Origin of the sequence: Candidatus Nitrotoga fabula, from assembly GCF_905221025.1 — a bacterium.
Taxonomy (GTDB): domain Bacteria; phylum Pseudomonadota; class Gammaproteobacteria; order Burkholderiales; family Gallionellaceae; genus Nitrotoga; species Nitrotoga fabula.
The window spans coordinates 58891-76065 of the sequence record NZ_CAJNBL010000011.1; the positions used below are offsets into that span (position 1 = coordinate 58891).

General features: G+C 46.8%; 17 protein-coding genes and 1 pseudogene. 4 read left to right on the top strand and 14 right to left on the bottom strand.

Annotated features, from left to right (window positions below; all coding sequences use genetic code 11):
- The first annotated feature begins 143 nt into the window (after positions 1 to 143).
- The gene (locus KJA68_RS04595; protein WP_213035757.1) at positions 144 to 2492 is read left to right on the top strand and encodes a hypothetical protein; all 2349 of its coding nucleotides are present in this window, start codon (positions 144 to 146) and stop codon (positions 2490 to 2492) included.
- Between the two features lie 534 nt (positions 2493 to 3026).
- Here the strand turns inward: KJA68_RS04595 and KJA68_RS04600 are convergent.
- The 3 genes from KJA68_RS04600 to tadA form a co-directional block, all read right to left on the bottom strand.
- Positions 3027 to 3470, bottom strand: coding sequence for a GNAT family N-acetyltransferase (locus KJA68_RS04600; RefSeq protein ID WP_246487066.1), 444 nt, complete (start codon positions 3468 to 3470; stop codon positions 3027 to 3029).
- Between the two features lie 24 nt (positions 3471 to 3494).
- The gene (locus KJA68_RS04605; protein WP_213035789.1) at positions 3495 to 3983 is read right to left on the bottom strand and encodes a L,D-transpeptidase; all 489 of its coding nucleotides are present in this window, start codon (positions 3981 to 3983) and stop codon (positions 3495 to 3497) included.
- 119 nt (positions 3984 to 4102) lie between these two features.
- The gene (tadA, locus tag KJA68_RS04610; RefSeq protein ID WP_281412135.1) at positions 4103 to 4585 is read right to left on the bottom strand and encodes a tRNA adenosine(34) deaminase TadA; all 483 of its coding nucleotides are present in this window, start codon (positions 4583 to 4585) and stop codon (positions 4103 to 4105) included.
- A gap of 310 nt (positions 4586 to 4895) precedes the next feature.
- Between tadA and KJA68_RS04615 the strand changes: the two genes are divergently transcribed.
- The 3 genes and pseudogenes from KJA68_RS04615 (at position 4896) to KJA68_RS04625 (ending at position 6658) form a co-directional block, all read left to right on the top strand.
- A complete protein-coding gene (locus KJA68_RS04615) occupies positions 4896 to 5114 on the top strand; it encodes a hypothetical protein (protein WP_213035758.1) in 219 nt (72 codons plus the stop codon).
- An 80-nt stretch (positions 5115 to 5194) separates the two neighbouring features.
- Positions 5195 to 5479, top strand: a pseudogene (locus KJA68_RS04620) (Y16D family protein); the annotation flags it as partial.
- A gap of 144 nt (positions 5480 to 5623) precedes the next feature.
- Positions 5624 to 6658: an STAS-like domain-containing protein gene (locus KJA68_RS04625; RefSeq protein WP_213035760.1), complete on the top strand. Its 1035-nt coding sequence runs from the start codon at positions 5624 to 5626 to the stop codon at positions 6656 to 6658.
- A gap of 117 nt (positions 6659 to 6775) precedes the next feature.
- Here the strand turns inward: KJA68_RS04625 and KJA68_RS04630 are convergent, their stop codons facing one another.
- The 11 genes from KJA68_RS04630 to KJA68_RS04680 all read right to left on the bottom strand — a co-directional run bounded on the left by KJA68_RS04630 (position 6776) and on the right by KJA68_RS04680 (position 17107).
- Entirely contained in the window at positions 6776 to 9055 is a 2280-nt protein-coding gene (locus KJA68_RS04630; RefSeq protein WP_213035761.1) for a GGDEF domain-containing protein, read from the bottom strand.
- 142 nt (positions 9056 to 9197) lie between these two features.
- Complete coding sequence (gene clsB / locus KJA68_RS04635) at positions 9198 to 10373, bottom strand: cardiolipin synthase ClsB (RefSeq protein WP_213035762.1); 1176 nt, start codon at positions 10371 to 10373, stop codon at positions 9198 to 9200.
- Entirely contained in the window at positions 10370 to 11122 is a 753-nt protein-coding gene (locus KJA68_RS04640; protein WP_213035763.1) for an endonuclease/exonuclease/phosphatase family protein, read from the bottom strand. The genes clsB and KJA68_RS04640 overlap by 4 nt, the downstream gene beginning before the upstream one ends.
- A gap of 81 nt (positions 11123 to 11203) precedes the next feature.
- Entirely contained in the window at positions 11204 to 12301 is a 1098-nt protein-coding gene (gene nadA / locus KJA68_RS04645; RefSeq protein ID WP_213035764.1) for a quinolinate synthase NadA, read from the bottom strand.
- A 2-nt stretch (positions 12302 to 12303) separates the two neighbouring features.
- Positions 12304 to 12777 (bottom strand): dihydroneopterin triphosphate diphosphatase, encoded by a 474-nt coding sequence (nudB, locus tag KJA68_RS04650; RefSeq protein WP_213035791.1) that lies wholly within the window; start codon positions 12775 to 12777, stop codon positions 12304 to 12306.
- Positions 12767 to 13180 (bottom strand): barstar family protein, encoded by a 414-nt coding sequence (locus tag KJA68_RS04655; protein WP_213035765.1) that lies wholly within the window; start codon positions 13178 to 13180, stop codon positions 12767 to 12769. The genes nudB and KJA68_RS04655 overlap by 11 nt, the downstream gene beginning before the upstream one ends.
- Before the next feature lie 5 nt (positions 13181 to 13185).
- Entirely contained in the window at positions 13186 to 13596 is a 411-nt protein-coding gene (locus tag KJA68_RS04660) for a guanyl-specific ribonuclease (RefSeq protein ID WP_320412102.1), read from the bottom strand.
- A gap of 231 nt (positions 13597 to 13827) precedes the next feature.
- Positions 13828 to 15630 carry an aspartate--tRNA ligase gene (gene aspS / locus KJA68_RS04665; protein ID WP_213035766.1) on the bottom strand — a complete coding sequence of 601 codons (1803 nt, stop codon included), beginning with the start codon at positions 15628 to 15630 and terminating at the stop codon, positions 13828 to 13830.
- Between the two features lie 17 nt (positions 15631 to 15647).
- Positions 15648 to 16277, bottom strand: coding sequence for a DUF502 domain-containing protein (locus tag KJA68_RS04670; RefSeq protein ID WP_213035767.1), 630 nt, complete (start codon positions 16275 to 16277; stop codon positions 15648 to 15650).
- Complete coding sequence (locus KJA68_RS04675) at positions 16274 to 16528, bottom strand: FmdB family zinc ribbon protein (protein WP_213035768.1); 255 nt, start codon at positions 16526 to 16528, stop codon at positions 16274 to 16276. The genes KJA68_RS04670 and KJA68_RS04675 overlap by 4 nt, the downstream gene beginning before the upstream one ends.
- A gap of 36 nt (positions 16529 to 16564) precedes the next feature.
- Positions 16565 to 17107, bottom strand: coding sequence for a pseudouridine synthase (locus KJA68_RS04680; RefSeq protein ID WP_213035769.1), 543 nt, complete (start codon positions 17105 to 17107; stop codon positions 16565 to 16567).
- Positions 17108 to 17175: the final 68 nt, after the last annotated feature.

The window sequence follows — 17175 nt, forward strand, 5'->3', positions numbered from 1 at the left end:
TAAATTTTATTGTTAGAAAGCAATTTATAATTTTCAGAAACTTGTTCTTGACTTAATATTAGCTGCCACCTTATTTTCTACCGTGAATATAAATTGGATCTGGGGACAACTCGTTTTTTAGACCGGATCAATATAATCTACATATGCTGATCCTACATTTTGCCTCGAACCGCTTATATAACAGCAGAGCTTTTCTAACATATTGTATTTTGGCAGGAGTATCACTCTTCAGTGGTTGTCAAAATATTACAGATACGCCATCCATCGGTTTTGTTGATCACCCAACAGAGGAAATAGTCCGCCAAACTAATTTTTTGATGAGCGGATGGGCACTTGATCAAGATGGAATAGAGAATGTTGCAGCCATATTAGATGAGCATCAGCATTTCTCAGCGCGTATAGGGATACCACGTCAAGATGTCGCATTAGCCTATCCAACCTATCCAGGCAAAGAAACAGCGGGTTTCGAGATAACACTCAATTTACCACCATCACTTTCAGGAAAACATCAGCTTCAAATAGTTGCAACGGATAAAAAACAGCGCAAAACCATTATTGGCAAAAAGACGCTAATTGCTGGAAACACCATGAAACGCTGGCTACCGCTTCTAGAAAATGCTCACCCTGGCCCAGAAAAAACATTTTATTTCCTGTTTGCAACCAGTGGAATATCCTTAGGCGGTGCGCAGGAAATTGCGGAACAATACGCACCCTACAACAGCGCTACCGTAAAGGCAGGCTTCCGTGTACCTATTTTATACCTTAGAACAACCAAGGGATATTCTCAAGATTGGGAATTTGATCCTAATTTTGATAATTCCATGAAATGCGGGAAACGCCAAATTGCAGATGACTCCCTCAATGATGTGATCCGTTTTTCCACAGAGAAAAAATTACCAATTTTATTTACGCTAAATGGGGGAGTATGGGCAGATGCCGCATGTGATGCTCCCAGCTGGGATATAAATGACCAGCTGGAGAAGGAACCTCTCAATTGCCAGTGGAATGAACGTAATCAGGTAATGAACGACGACTATCTGAAAACCTTGCCTGGCTCGCAGGATGCACCAGAGCTGGCTCGCGGCCTCACTCTCAATGTATATGCGTCAGATGTGCGTCGATATAAAAAACGTAATTTACAGGCAGCAGGACGTGTGCTTCTGGAATTTGCTCAAAATCATCCAGATTTGTTTGTAGGCATAAGTCTTGATCCAGATGTTTATAACAATCCCTTTTTTGAGGGTGAGCAATGGTATGACTACAACCCTCTGACATTACGTCAATTTCGCGAATGGCTTAAAGGAGACGGTCCATATAGTGGGCAACCCACTGATGGCGCGCCAGATTTAAGAAACTACCGGAAAAAATCCCCCCTTACGCTAAAAGAAGTAAACCAGCTGGCCAGGAAAAACTGGAAAAACTGGAACGAAGTCCAGCCTCCACGAATTTTTTCCACGGCCTCTCCCCCTTATTGGAAAGATCCATGGGTACGCGAATGGGAGTTGTTTCGTCGCCATCTTGTAGATTTGCATTATGATGAACTTTCCCAATGGCTTACAGATGCTGGAATTCCAACCAGGCACATTTTCTCTTCTCAAGGCTTCCCTGCTCTCTCAGAACCGCTAATGCCCTTTGCAGTAAATTTAGATAGCCCTGTCAAAAATTATGATAGTGGCGGTATGACAATAGAAGGCGCCAAACCAAATCAAGGTCATTTAGGTGCAATTTTATATGGCCCGAGCGCTGTTAATTCAATCCGAATGGAAAATAATGATTCCTTATTCGCCGCTTTCCGTCGATTTGATGAAGATTGGGCAGTAATTGAACATAACACCAGCGATTTTCGTTCTCCATCTATCATGGCTAACTATGCGGATGGATATCGTAGTTTGAGGGAGATGTTTAATCATGGTGCGCGGTTTGTTTCGCCAATGGCGTGGAATGGTTCCAATGGAATTTATGCTGGACAAAAAGATTTTGCTGCATTTACCGCGATACGCAACACCCCTCTCGAAGATGCCATTCGTGACTTCATGATCAGCCACGCAAATCTACCCCGCCATGCACGCTACTGGGGATTTGGCTCTCTAGGCCACAAGGATACAGATGGATGGAACGCTGTAAATAACGGCCAAATTATTTCAGACGGAGGCTCTGCCTTACTGATGCCCGCAACCGGGACAATGATTTTACAAGCTGACCTGGAAACGCAAATCGAACCTGAACACCATAAGCAACTTATTCTTGGATTAGCCCAACCAGATGATGTACTAGGTGTTACCGCTGAAGTGCTCGATGCTGTTACTCAAAAATACATACCAATAACAGATGGAAAAAACATTCCTCTTAAACGAGATACATTAGGAATTCATTTGCCTCTTACGTGGAATATAAATATCCAACCCAAAACAATGCGCATTACTATCCGATTCCGGGATGAAGTCGAGAAGAGCAAACTTAACTTTATTAGTCTTCATCCCGCGAATATATGATTCATGCCCTGTTACCACCACTGAATTTAACCAGATTTGCCAAGGGCTTCATTTCGTAAGTTAATAATAAATGTTTCTTGATTTCCATCCCGGCGCATAACGGAAGGTTCTAGCAATCACGCTGTCTCCATATATATCCGTGCCCGGCAAGCGAGAAAATCGTTTGTGGAGGCCGTTCCAAATACCAAACTCATTTACAGGTCTCGCCAAAGCTAACTGGACATAGTAATCCGCAACGCTATATCAACAAACAGGCGATTATTCTCCGCCATTTTGCCTTGACCGCTCTCTTTGCCCGATAGCAATGATTCCCTTCTTCCAAGGGCATTACATTATATTTTCGCTGTAATTACTAAATATATTTAATGTATTGTAAATAATACATCATGTTGATTGTCAACATAAATTTGAACCCGGCCATACCGTCCGGCCAGGAACTTCCAGTCTTATGAAAGAATAATTCACAGATCAAAATTTCTAAAAATACGCTACTCTGCGCAGATCACTCACCGGATGGCCATTTTTTTGGGGGCATTACAGCTGCAATTGCATTCTGATGTGGGGGATATTGGCATCCATGAAAATTTCGCCCACCTCATGGAAGCCAAAACGGCGGTAAAATGGTACTACCTGCACCTGAGCATTCAACCCAACCTGAGTAAAATTCCGGCTGCGCGCATAATCCAACAGCAACTGAAGCAGTGCACTGCCCACCCCTTTGCCTCGCCATTCCGGTAACACAGCCATGCGGCCGATATGGCCCTCCTGAATAATACGCCCGCACCCAACGGCATCGCCTGCTGCATTGAATGCAAGTGCATGCTGGCAGAGTTGATCCAGCTCATCCCATTCCAATTCGGGTGTGACCCCCTGCTCGCAAATAAACACCTCCGTACGCACTAAACGCAACAAGGGTTCCCTGTCCTGCCAGGATACCAGGTGTACACTAAACGATTGACTTATGTGCCTTTCCTCCATACAAGCATTCCGTCCAATCAGCAATCATCCTTTTCCATCGGATATATTGACTTCCGTCCTGACCGGGACCAGATCGAACAGTTCAACCAGATCAGGGCTGTGCATACGCACGCATCCCTTGGAACCGGGGTGACCCAGTTTCTCGGTGTCTGGTGTACCATGAATATAGATATAACGACGCATGCTATCCCGTATCCCCAGCCTGTTGAAGCCGATTTCGCAGCCGGAAAGCCACAATATGCGTGTCAGGATCCAGTCACGCCCTGGATACCTGCCCCCGAGCTCCGGCGAATATATTTCTCCCGTAGGGCGACGTCCGACAAAAACCGCATTGATCGGCTGGTTTGCTCCAATTTTGGCGCGAATAATGTGACGCCCGCGAGGCGTGCAATAGCTCCCGGCATTTTCACCAGCGCCATTCATCGCAGTAGAAACCGGATATCGGCGCAGAAGCCTGCCTGCGTCATCATGCAAATCCAGAATCTGTTCCGAAATATGAATATTGATTTTTATAATATAATTCCATTTAAAAACAGTCATATAAACAGAAAGTTTCCATCAAGAAACCCGCAGGCTAACAGCTCAACAAATGATTAACCAATATAGTCCGGTTTCAGAACCAGGCTAGGCCCTCATTGTTTTAATGAAGGATTCTTTTGTTGCAGACGTCGCATGGCAAAAAAATTACTCAGCACCTGTCCGCACTCTTCAGCCAGCACGCCGCCGGTCATGCCCGTATGATGATTCAAGCGCTGTTCCGCTACAAGATTGATCACGCTGCCGCATGCCCCGGTCTTGAAATCACTTGCGCCAAAAACCACACGGGCCATACGCGAGTGAAAAATAGCGCCAATGCACATCGTGCAGGGCTCCAGTGTAACAAAAAGCTCACAGCCTACCAGCCGATAATTGCCAAGATATTGGGCAGCTTCCCGCAAGGCGAGCATTTCAGCATGCGCGGAAGGATCATGGCGACAGATCGGGGCATTCCATCCGCGACCTATGATCACGCCCTCTTTCACTACAACCGCACCAACCGGAACTTCTCCTGACCGCTCGGCCTGCCTGGCCAAATCCAGAGCCGAACGCATAAACTCTTCATCACTTCTGATCAAATGAGTCTCTCCATAAAAATCAGGAACACGCCAGAAAAAATTTCCATTTTATTCAAAATGATCAGGTTTTTTTACAAAAAATAGAACACTCCACGCCAAATCTGCGGACGGGCAATCCGAAGGTTAAAAAACAAACGGAAATTAAAACGACATTTTATCACTAAGAAACAAACGATTACACGGCACTTTATCAGACCAAAAAAACAGCATTTTTTCGCAAAATACCAAAACAATCTACACCAAAGCCGCACACCGCCAATGCAAAAAAGCAGCGGACTGGATTTTATTATTAAAAATCTAAGGGGTAGAAATGACCAAACAAAAATCTCGCGCAACCAAAGAAAAATTAATCGCGCACTTGAGTTACCCGGACGGAGCCACTCATTATTTCTACAAACACACAGGGTTGACCAGTTATTTCAAGATCACGCCTTATTTTAGCTGTGAAAATTGGGGATGTTGGTCTGATGGGAAATGGTTGCCACATCCATTTTCGCCAAAAACACCAGAGGCAGGGCTGAACTTATGAAGTTTTTGGTGCAATTAACAGGGGATGGAGAGTGAAGATGACTAACAAAACCAAATCACCATTGCCGCCGGGTAGTATGCACTGAAATCCGTTTTGCTCACCCGTCATCAGATCGGCAAATAGTCATAACCGGCACTAAGCATTTTGACGATCTTATTAGAAACACTATTGAAATGGACGTTGTTCTGCATGAAGAATTTGAATATGGGGATATAAAATTTGAACAAGGCTTCATCGACCAGCATGGCGTATTTATGACCCGTACCGAAGCATGGCATGTAGCGCAAGCATCCGGACAAATACTCAGGCGATGCGGCGGGGATGATGCGAACGGCGGCACGCTATATTCAGAGAATCTTTATTGAGGGGTGAGCATGGAAACGAAATCAAAGAATTCATGATGGGCGGTCACCCGTTGAGGGTGGTGGATTGAATTTAAATGCACCAATAAACTTTGCAGCATGACTAACTTAAGTTTATAATAAATCAACTTTAAGTTTATAAAAGCCATGTCTAAGCCATCTAAGCTCCATAGTCTCATACAAACCGTTACCAAGGATGTAATCCAACACCCAAACGACCTTACACGCCACTATACCGAGCGGCTGGGCGTTTCTCGTGTTGCTGCGGCAAAATATATTCAGCAACTTGAAAAACAGGGATGGATTGCTAGAAGTGGGCCATTGCGACGACCGATATTTAGTCCTGGCTATAACAGAAAGGTCTCTGCGCTTTACCCCATTCAAAACTTGCAAGAAGACATCGTATTAGCTAAAGATTTTCGCCCATACTTTAATTTTTCACCAAATGTTCTAAGTATTGTTGAGCATGGATTTACTGAAATGCTGAACAATGCCATTGACCATTCTGGCGGAACTGAGGTGTTTGTGCACGCTTTCCAATCTCAGAGCTATTTCGCCCTAATTATTTCCGATAACGGCATCGGCATTTTCTCAAAAATAACACATGAATTAGGTCTTGCGGACAAACGGCAGGCCCTATTTGAATTAGCCAAAGGTAAACTAACAACTGATCCAAGCAAGCACACAGGTGAAGGAGTTTTTTTTACATCGAGAATGTTTGATATTTTTGAGATCTCGGCAAATGGTTTAAAATTTAATCACGATGACAATTTTAACTTTGATCTCCTTGATGAATCTAAGGAGACAACGCTGTTAGACGGAACCACTGTTTACATGAATATTGCCTTGAGCAGCAAACGTACAACTGCTGAAATATATGACCAATATACAAGTGCACCAGAGGATTTTGACTTTTCTAAGACTGTTGTTCCTATGAAGCTTGCAATATTTGGGGATGAGCAACTTATTTCGAGATCACAAGCCAAGCGTTTAATTGCAAGGCTGGAGCGATTCAAAACGGTACTTCTAGATTTTTCAGGTATTAATGAAATCGGTCAGTCATTTGCTGATGAGTTATTCCGTGTTTATGCAAATAGACATCCATCAGTTGATCTAATTCCAACCAACATGACTACACAAGTTGAAAAAATGTGGCTAAGAGCTATTACACCGAAAATATAACCGGTATGGTTTTTATATTAACTGACAGTCACTTCCGTCAAATCGGGTAACTGTCAGATCCAGGCGCGACTACTACAAGTGAAAAACCGCATGAGCCAGTGAAAATTACATCCGGTTCTATATTGCTTTAGAAAACATCTCAATCTCGCTATACCATTCAATCTCTTGCACAGAACTGGGGGAACTGTCAGCGAGCGCTCTTTGTATGGCTTTCGTCAGATCATCCGGTTTAATTACTGTCTTATCACACTTGTACTGCTCCATGGCAGCCTTTGCAAACGCAAGTGAATACAACCAGTACAATCCGCTTTCATCCATGAATTTCCTGGCATCGACAAACAGCCCGTACGCATCTTGATATTTGGCCAGTTTGGTTTTCACAATCGCCAGATTCGCCTTAAACGCCACCTCGTTGTCATCAATGGCAATTGCGCTTTCAATTGCCTGCTCGGCCACAGAAAGAAACGTCATGTCATTCATTTCAAGGAGAATGATTCCGATCTGGTTATCCAGGTTCGCATTCTTGAAACCATAGCTGGATAGCCTGTGATATTCCAGAAGCATATCGCTTTTTCTGTTTTCCAGACGCAAATCATAAATTGCCTGTTTGCAAGTTTCGGTTATATCAAAAATTTCGACATTCTGCGTTGCACTCTTTTTGGCTACAAAATGAGCCAGGCGCACATAATATAAGATGGCTCCCGGACTGTACGACAGGCCCTCGCGTACAATATTTTCCAGCGTGTCCTTAAGCAAGGCACCAATGATTACCCGATGATTTTCTATGGATATACTGGCAAGCTGATTGATATATTTCCTGGTGATTTTTTCATCCGCATCTAATTGATGGAATTTCAATACAATCGTCTTGTAATCAACATATCCAAAAATTGTCTTGGGAGGAAGAATGATCCTCAGGCCGTGAACAAAAGCATGAAGATGTTTTCGCTGCACTTCGCTTGTGGATCGTTCAGCGCAATTTACGCCGCCGCTGATCGGCTCTATCGAAATAAAAACCAGTCCGGTAAAGTCGGACAGCTGATTTAAACTTTTTTCAAATGCGCTATACGAACACAGTGCACTTTCCAGTTCCGGGACGGCCACATCCAATATGGGAGTATTGATTCCACATGGAATCTTTCTAAGGGTGGCGTTATGAGGAAATGGATCGTTTCCAGTGAATTCAATCACCCTGCAAAAACTTACCTCTCTTTGTGTCTCGACGACGACAATTTTTGCTGTGGGAATTCGGGGGATGACCCCCAGCAATCGCGTGCTCCTCGCATCCTCTCTCGTCAGTTCATAGCCACCTGAAAACTCAACCGGCGTAACCTCAAACACATCCCCAGCCATGGCTCCAACGTCTTCTCCCAGATCAATGGCCACCACGCTTACTTCTGGGAAAGACCGGATCACCCGCCCATGTTTTTGAAGGATGTGATCATAATTACAGACCCGATCCCTTCCATCTGCCTTGGCCCTGGACAAGGCAGCATCTGCTTTGCGCTTAAGTTCCGCATATGTCTGGTCTGCAACGCTATCCATTCTGGAATTTACGAGCAAAACTGCACATCCAATACTGGCACGGATATGCCTCTCTCTTTCTGGCGGAATTTTTATATGCTCAAGCTGCAATTCCTTAACAATCGCTGGAAGCTGGCTTTTGCCGGGAATCACCTCCGAATTGATTTTCTCCCTGAATAACTCCGCAATTTTTATTGCCTGCGCCTTCCCGGAAAGATTGGTCAACAATATTTCAAATTCTTCCCCACCCTGTCGCCCTAACGTGATCCCCACATTTTCCACAGTCTCAAGTTCTACTGAAAAATCCTTGATTCGCCATGCAAAAGCCTTGAGTACCGCGTCTCCAAAGGAATGATCGTAACTGTCATTGAGCTGCTTGAAATGATCTATATCCAGGATCAGCAGGGCAATGTATTTTCTGGACGATGTTGAATTGCGATTGGCTGAATCCAGTACATTGGTTTCAGCCAGCTTTCTTTGAAATTCCTTTTCAAAACCGACCCGGTTATATAACCGAGTGAGCTTGTCATGCATGGCATAATATTTATGCTCAGCATTGGAAATGGACATTGCCAATCGCTTGCTGAAATCACCGATAGTGGTATGTCTTGTTCGGGGCGGAATTATGGTTGCAATGATTGCATCCAGATTTTCCAGCCGCGTTATGTGGATATTCTGGAATTTCTGGTCATTTTTGCACCCCCATGCCTTGTGCAACAGGCTCATGATTTTAGAATTGGCTACCGGTTTGTCTCCCTCATACCAGCTGTTTTCATATAATCTGTAAATTGCAATTTTCCATGGATATTTTTCTTTAATACTCGTATCGTCCAGTATGTATCCAGCCAGAAAATTGAAATAACTCAGATCCATGCAATCCCCCTGATCTTGAATATATTTAACCAGTCAATTTACAATATTTTTGATCCTGCTGATTTTACATATGTAAAAACCAGGCTGGAACTTACCCGCCTGGTCTGCAATGTACAGGATTCACCATCCGCCTCACGATTTGCTAAACACTATCATGGCCGCGTGCATATCCAATGACTCCTGTCAGAAAACGTACCAGTGCATAGCTGGCACGCATCAGGAAACGCATCCACAAACCATGCCCTTTCCAGACGGACGAAGAAATCAATCTGGAACTGTTTGCAATCTGCCGCAGCAAATCGGTTCGCAACGACTCGGCAAATCCAGCATCCCGTACAACCAGGTTCGCCTCGCGTGCCAGCCACAAACTGAATGGATCAATATTGGATGAACCCACGGTTGCCCAATACCCATCCACCACAGCCACTTTCGCATGCAGGAAGCTCACGTGATATTCGTGAATTTCAATTCCTGCATTCAATAATTCTCCATAAAGCGCCTGTGTGGCAAAATGCTGCAGGCGATACTCTACTCTCCCCTGCAACAGCAGAATGACTCGCACTCCCCGTTGCGCAGCCATCAGCAAGGCCTGGCGAAAACGCCTTCCCGGCAGAAAATAGGCATTGGCAATAATAATTTCCTGCCGTGCTTTAGCAATCGCCTTCAGATAGGCGCGCTCGATATCATGCCGATGACGCAAATTGTCACGTACCAAGAAAACGACTTTGCGCCTTTTCTTTTTCTTATAGTTATAGGCAGTCCACAACTTGATGCGCTCACGTTGATGCCGGAAATGAAGCCATGATACCAGCGCCCACAAACGCCGCATTACCGCGTACATATGGCCTGTCGTAACACCCTGGATTTCAACCGTATAATCAAGACGCGGCGCCACAATCCGGCCGCCCGGCACATCGTCGATAATGTTCACGCCGCTTACAAAGCCGATGCGTTCGTCTATCAATGCCAATTTACGGTGCAAACGGCGCAGACGGTGCCGGCGAAAATTGAACCGTGCAATTTCAGGCCGAAACCACAACACTTCGACCCCTGCCGCACGCAGCTCATTTACCCACTTATCCGGGAAACCCGCAGAACCGAATCCATCCAGCAACAGGTGTGTCATGACACCCCGTCTGGCTGCACGCTGCAAGGCATGGGAAACCCTGTGGCCACAGCTGTCCGCAGAAAAAATATAGGTTTCCAGATAAACAGAATGACTGGCGGCATCAATCGCAGCAATCAACCGGGGAAAATATTCCTCACCGTTGCGCAACAGGGTTAAGGTATGGCCGTCAACCAGATGCGTACAGCTCATAGATTTAATGTGGCGGACAGGGCTACATGGTCAGAAATTTTTCTCCATCCATGCACTTGACTATGCTGAATGGTTAATCCCCGCACATAAATGCGGTCCATGCGCAAAAACGGCAAACCCGCAGGGAAACTTCGGGCAGGCATGCCATGTTTTGCTTCGAACACCTCATGCAGATGCAATTCACTGGTCAACAAACGATTTGCACTGTTCCGCCAGTCATTGAAATCCCCTGCTACAATTAACGATGCATCCTCTGGTACCGTCTGCCGGATGCGTTCAACCAGTGCGTTGAATTGCACCCCGCGCCCACGTTTAAACAGCCCGAAATGAACACAAATGCAATGCAGGGGCTGCCGGATTTTCCCTTCTTCCGTTTGGGGCAGATCCATCACACAGTGCAGAAGGCCGCGACGTTCAAAGCGGTGTGCAGAGACATCCTGGTTAGCCCAGTCTACGATCGGGTATCGGCTTATGATGGCATTTCCGTGGTGCCCGCCGATATACACCGCATTTTTTCCGTATGCATGATGAGACCAAATCTGGTCAGCCAGAAATTCATGTTGAGGCGAACTCGGATGACCCTGAAAACGAAGCACATCCATGCTGTTTTCGCCCCGTACCTCCTGCAAAAACAGGATATCGGCATTGAGCTCACGAAGGCGCTCTCTCAATTCGTGCAGGACAATGCGCTGGTTGAAATGAGACAAACCTTTGTGAATATTATAGGTAACAATGTTAAGTGTAGTCACATCCGCCCTATCGATGCCACATCAGCAGGTCACACGCCCCGGCCCTTTAACCAATGAGCTTGCCTTCAGTTAGGTAAATCATCAGGCATTCCCTATGCCACTCGTAGGGAGACTGATCTGCCGCGCAAAATCCAGCATGCGCATGATCGGTATCCTGGCACGGCGTCCAATTTCCGGATCGACGTGAATCTCATTGATTCCATTCTCCAACACCTGCGCCAGATTCACCAGTCCGTTCATCGCCATCCACGGGCAGTGATTGCAACTTATGCAAGTGGCACCAGTACCTGCAGTGGGGGCTTCGAGGAATTTTTTTTCTGGCGACAGCTGTTTCATCCGGTGCAGAATACCGTTATCGGTCGCAACAATGAATTTGCTTGCGTCCAGGGTTCGAGTTGCCTTTATCAGCTGCGTAGTGGAACCTACAACATCTGCCAGCTGGATCACTGACAGGGGAGATTCCGGATGGACCAATACCTTGGCATCCGGATTCCGGGCCTTCATTTCAGCAAGCTCCCTGGCCTTGAATTCCTCATGCACCACGCATGAACCCTGCCAAATCAACATATCAGCACCTGTCTGCTGCTGAATATAGTTACCCAGATGGCGATCAGGCGCCCACAATATTTTTTCCCCCCTGGCTTTCAGATGCTGAACTATCGGCAATGCAATTGAGCTGGTTACTACCCAGTCCGCGCGTGCCTTTACCTCAGCACTGGTATTGGCATACACCACCACGGTACGATCCGGGTGTGCATCACACATATCCGAAAATTCTCCAATCGGGCACCCCAGATCAAGAGAACATTCCGCTTCCAGATCCGGCATCAATACACGTTTTTCCGGGTTGAGGATTTTTGCTGTCTCACCCATGAAGCGGACCCCTGCCACCACTATCGTTTTCGCAGGATGCTGATAGCCAAAATTGGCCATGTCGAGGGAATCGGATACGCAGCCTCCCGTTTCATCAGCCAAATCCTGCAAATCCGGATGTACATAGTAGTGCGCCACCAATACTGCATCCTGTTGTTTGAGGAGCTGCTTGATCCGCTTGACCAGAATAATTTTTTCATCCGGATTTGGCTCGTGTGGAATTTTCGCCCGCGCTGTCGAAATTACATGTCCGGGATGCTCGTAAGGAATCGATCGTGCGCCATTCTGCTCAGAAAACTCTTTCATTTTCAATTCTTTCGTGCAGTGTATAACTCGTTTTCAGGGAAATTTTTTTCCGGCAGCTGCAAAATTGCCTCACGGTTACTAGGCGAAAACACTTGAGCCGCTGCTTCCTGCCAAGGAAGCCATGCAAAATTTACATGTTCCCTTGGCGACAATTGGACAGGAAGAATGCAAGGTAATTCCAAACCGAAAACATGCTCGGTATTGTAATGGGTACCCGGCGCATAACGATGCTGCCATTTGGCATAAATCTCGTAAGTATTCTGAGCCTGCCAGTTCATCAGCCTATAGCATCTGGCATCCAGCCCGGTTTCTTCCCATACCTCGCGCATTGCCGTAGCCGCCAGGGACTCTCCTTCATCCTGGCTCCCCGTGACAGACTGCCAATACCCGGGATAATCTGCACGTTCCAAGAGCAGCACATCCAGATTCGTTGTGTAAATTACCACCAGAGTCGAAACCGGCAATTTATATTTCATGGATGGAGTGGTCAAAAAATATCCAGAATGGTTTGTCTTGCGATCTCCAGAATTCGATCGTATCGGCAAAAATTTCCATGGCAATACGATAGTCACCAGAATTCATGCCAAACATGTCATTTCCGTTACAAAACAACAAGACATATCCAGGGGAAGGCTGCCAGGAAAAATCACAGAGCGTGTCCGAAAGTGCATCCCAGTTTTTTCCAAACCAGTCCGGCACATTGATCGCGCGGGCAACCACAGTAATAAAATCTTCTTTGCCCCTTACTTTTTCCAGGTCAATTCTGAACAGGGAATAGCCCGTTTCCGCGATCGCAGCATGCAAGTCCCGCTCTCTGCAATCCAGACGATACATACCGGCTTCGCTAACCCGTGTTAGCCTTAATGATAAGTTCTCCATACTGGCTATTCAATAATCAGCCTGAACGACTGATAATGATCCGCGGTGTAGTAGCATTCAGTAATATCGCCGCATACAATGCGGCGCGCACCACGGTTATGCATACCGGGCGTTTTTACCGTAAATTCACGATAGTACTCACGCCTTCTCACCGGCAGGCGGTTTTCATAATTCCTGAACACCACCCCATCCCGTGCATATGGGAAAGGCCCTCCCTGCCTGATCAATTTCAAGGTTTCACGCCCTTCCTGCGGTAATTCTGAAACTACTATGCTCCGTGCTTCCTGCCTATCCTGCATTTCCCTTGCCTGTACCGTAATACTGGCAAGGCCAAACAGGGCAACAGCCACCGTAAAGAAACATTGCAGAAAAAATCGTGCTCTCGCTGCTCCCACCTGGTCAACCCCTGATTCCATTTGATGGTAAAAAATTTGCCTGGCCGCCTGGCTGATACTGCGACCAGGAAATCAATCCATCCCTGAATCAACAGTAAACAACCTGACTCCCAAATTACAGTCGGCATGCATCCGCAATAAATGCCTTGCCTTTTATTGCATACACGATGACTTCTGCACTGCCATGGATTTACCAGGAAAAAACATGCAATTGTCAGGCAGATTTTCCTGCCCATGGGCAAAGCGCGTTCCCTATTCTTTGCTTACTTCCACGGTAGTCTGCACCTTTTGTCGCAAACGTATATGCAGCTCATGAAGCTGCTTTTCATCCACAGAACTGGGCGCATGGGTTAACAGACACTGCGCACGCTGCGTCTTGGGGAACGCAATCACATCGCGTATCGATTCGGATCCGCTCATCATGGTAACGATACGATCCAGGCCAAAGGCAAGCCCGCCATGAGGAGGAGCGCCATATTGCAATGCGTCCAGCAGAAAACCAAATTTAAGCCCCGCTTCTTCCTTGTCGATCTTAAGCGCACGGAATACCAGCGACTGGATTTCTTCTTTATGGATACGCACAGAGCCACCGCCAAGCTCCCAGCCATTCAGCACAATGTCATAGGCTTTTGCCATGCAGCTGCCAGGATTACTCTCAAGCAGATGCAGATGCTCATCCTTGGGAGCGGTGAATGGATGATGGCATGCCTGCCAGCGCTTTGCTTCCTCGTCATATTCAAACATTGGGAAATCCACTACCCATAGCGGGGTCCATTCCGCACCGCTTACATAATTTTTCTCATGGCCTATCTTGGTTCGCAGCGCGCCAAGCGCATCGTTCACAATCTTGGCACTGTCAGCACCAAAGAAAATCAGATCGCCATTTTTAGCGCCTGTCCTGTCCATGATTATTTTCAGCGCTGCTTCATTCAGGTTCTTCACAATGGGAGACTGCAGACCTGTTTCATTCAGCTGCGTTACATCATTCACTTTAATGTAAGCCAACCCACGGGCGCCATAAATACCCACAAATTTAGTGTACTCGTCGATCTCACCCCGGGTAAATGCCCCACCCCCGGGAATTAACAGGGCTGCCACCCGCCCGTTAGCCTGGTTTGCGGGGACGGAAAACACCTTGAATGCCACATCTCTAACTGCGTCTGTAACATCCGTGATTTCCAGGGTGACTCTCATATCCGGTTTGTCTGAACCAAACCTGGACATTGCCTCTGTGTGGGAAATACGCGGGAAAGGATTGGGCAAATTGGTGCCAAGCACTTCTTTAAACACGGTGCGCAGCAATTCCTCCATCAATGACATAATCTGTTCTTCATCCATAAAGGATGTTTCAATATCTACCTGGGTGAATTCTGGCTGACGATCCGCACGCAAATCTTCATCACGGAAGCATTTGGTAATCTGATAGTACCGGTCAAAACCGGCAACCATAAGCATTTGTTTAAACAATTGCGGGGACTGCGGCAAAGCAAAAAATTCACCTGCATGAACGCGTGATGGCACCAGATAGTCACGCGCGCCCTCGGGGGTGGATTTTGTCAGCATGGGGGTTTCAATATCGATAAAACCCTTGGAATCCAGGAATCGACGGAATGCCATTGCTGTCTTGTACCGCAGCATTAAATTCTTTTGCATCTGTGGGCGACGAAGGTCCACCACACGATGGGACAGCCGTACATTTTCCGACAAATTTTCATCATCCAGCTGGAAAGGAGGAGTCAACGCAGTATTCAGCACCTCGATTTCATGACATAAAACCTCAATCTCACCGCTACTGATGTTGCTATTGGAGCTCCCTTCCGGACGACGGCGAACACGACCGCTGATGCGGAGCACAAACTCATTCCGCACAGATTCTGCAATTTTGAACGACTCCTCACGGTCTGGAGCACACACCACTTGCACCAGTCCTTCCCGATCTCGCAGATCAATGAAAATTACTCCGCCATGGTCGCGGCGCCGGTGCGCCCAACCACACAAAGTAACGGTTTGGCCCAGATTTGAAATGTTAAGATGTCCGCAATAATGAGTTCTCATATTTTTAATAAACTAATCTAATGAATCGGAGGGTGGTGCAAGCCTTGTGGCTTAGGGGGATTGGCAGAAGAAGCTACCACACCCATTGAAATAATGGATTTCAGGGCCATGTCCACGCTAATGTCGAGTTCTCTCGTATCCGAGCGTCGCACGTAGAAATAAAACCCGTTCACAGGACTGGGCGCAGTAGGTATAAAAACGCCCACATACTCTTCGTCAAGTATCTGCGTAACTTCACCCGGGATGCCGGTCAGGAAGGCCAGCGACCATGCCTCAGGATGCGGATACTTCACCAGCAGCACCTTACGGAAAGCAAGACCTTTGCTGGACAAAAGTGTATCACTAACCTGTTTCACGCTATGGTAGATACCATTCACCACAGGAATGCGTTTGAGCAAACCTTCCCAATAGGTCAACAAACGCTGCCCAAGAACGTTATGCACCAGTAACCCGGTGCACAGTAAAATCACTACTGTAAGAATGACCCCCAGGCCGGGAATATGGACACCCAGAAATTTATCCGGGTACCAATCCTCCGGCAGCAGCAACAGGCTTTGATCCAGGGTACTGATGGTCAGACTCAGTACCCAAATGGTGATACCCAGTGGAACCCAGACCAGCAGTCCGGTGAGCAAATATTTTTTCACGCATTTCCGCCTGCGCACGACGAGGCGCAATTGCCGGAAGGTTCCGATTTACATTCAGGCTTGCTGCCCGAGCCCTTAAAATCGGTGGCATACCACCCGCTACCCTTGAGCTGAAAACCAGCCGCCGACATTTGCTTACCGAATGTAGGTTCGCTACACGCCGGGCATACGCTCAGCGGCTCATCGCTGATTTTCTGCATTACATCCTTTTTCAGGCCACAACTGCTGCAACGATATTCATAAATAGGCATGACACTCTCCTTTAAAAATAAAAAATATGCGATACATTATACTGCAGCCTCTCGCCATATGCCTGGCTCCAACCCGTCCAGCGTCCACTCTCCAACCCGGTAACGGATCAATCGCAAGGTAGGATATCCCACCTGCGCAGTCATGCGGCGTACCTGACGGTTTTTTCCTTCACGGATAACCAGTTCCAGCCAGCTGGTCGGCTTGTTTCTACGCTCCCGGATCGGAGGAATACGCTGCCATAAATTTTCTGGCTCGTTCATGATCTTTACCTGCGCAGGCTGTGTCATAAAGCCGGACAGATTTACCCCATTCCGCAGCTTTTCCAGCGCCGCTTCGTCTGGCGTTCCCTCCACCTGCACCCAGTACGTCTTAGCCAGTTTATAACGTGGGTCACTAATTCGATGTTGCAGCACGCCGTCATCCGTGAGTATTAACAAACCTTCACTATCCGTGTCCAGCCGCCCTGCTGGATACATATCAGGAACCGCGATATAATCAGCAAGCGTTGAATGCAAGCCATCGCAACTAAACTGGCAGACCACGCCATATGGTTTGTTGAACAACAAAACACGACTCATCCATTTATCACCCGACTAAGTTTATCGCCCGACTCCCAGGAATATTTTATATTATCTTACCCCAAGCT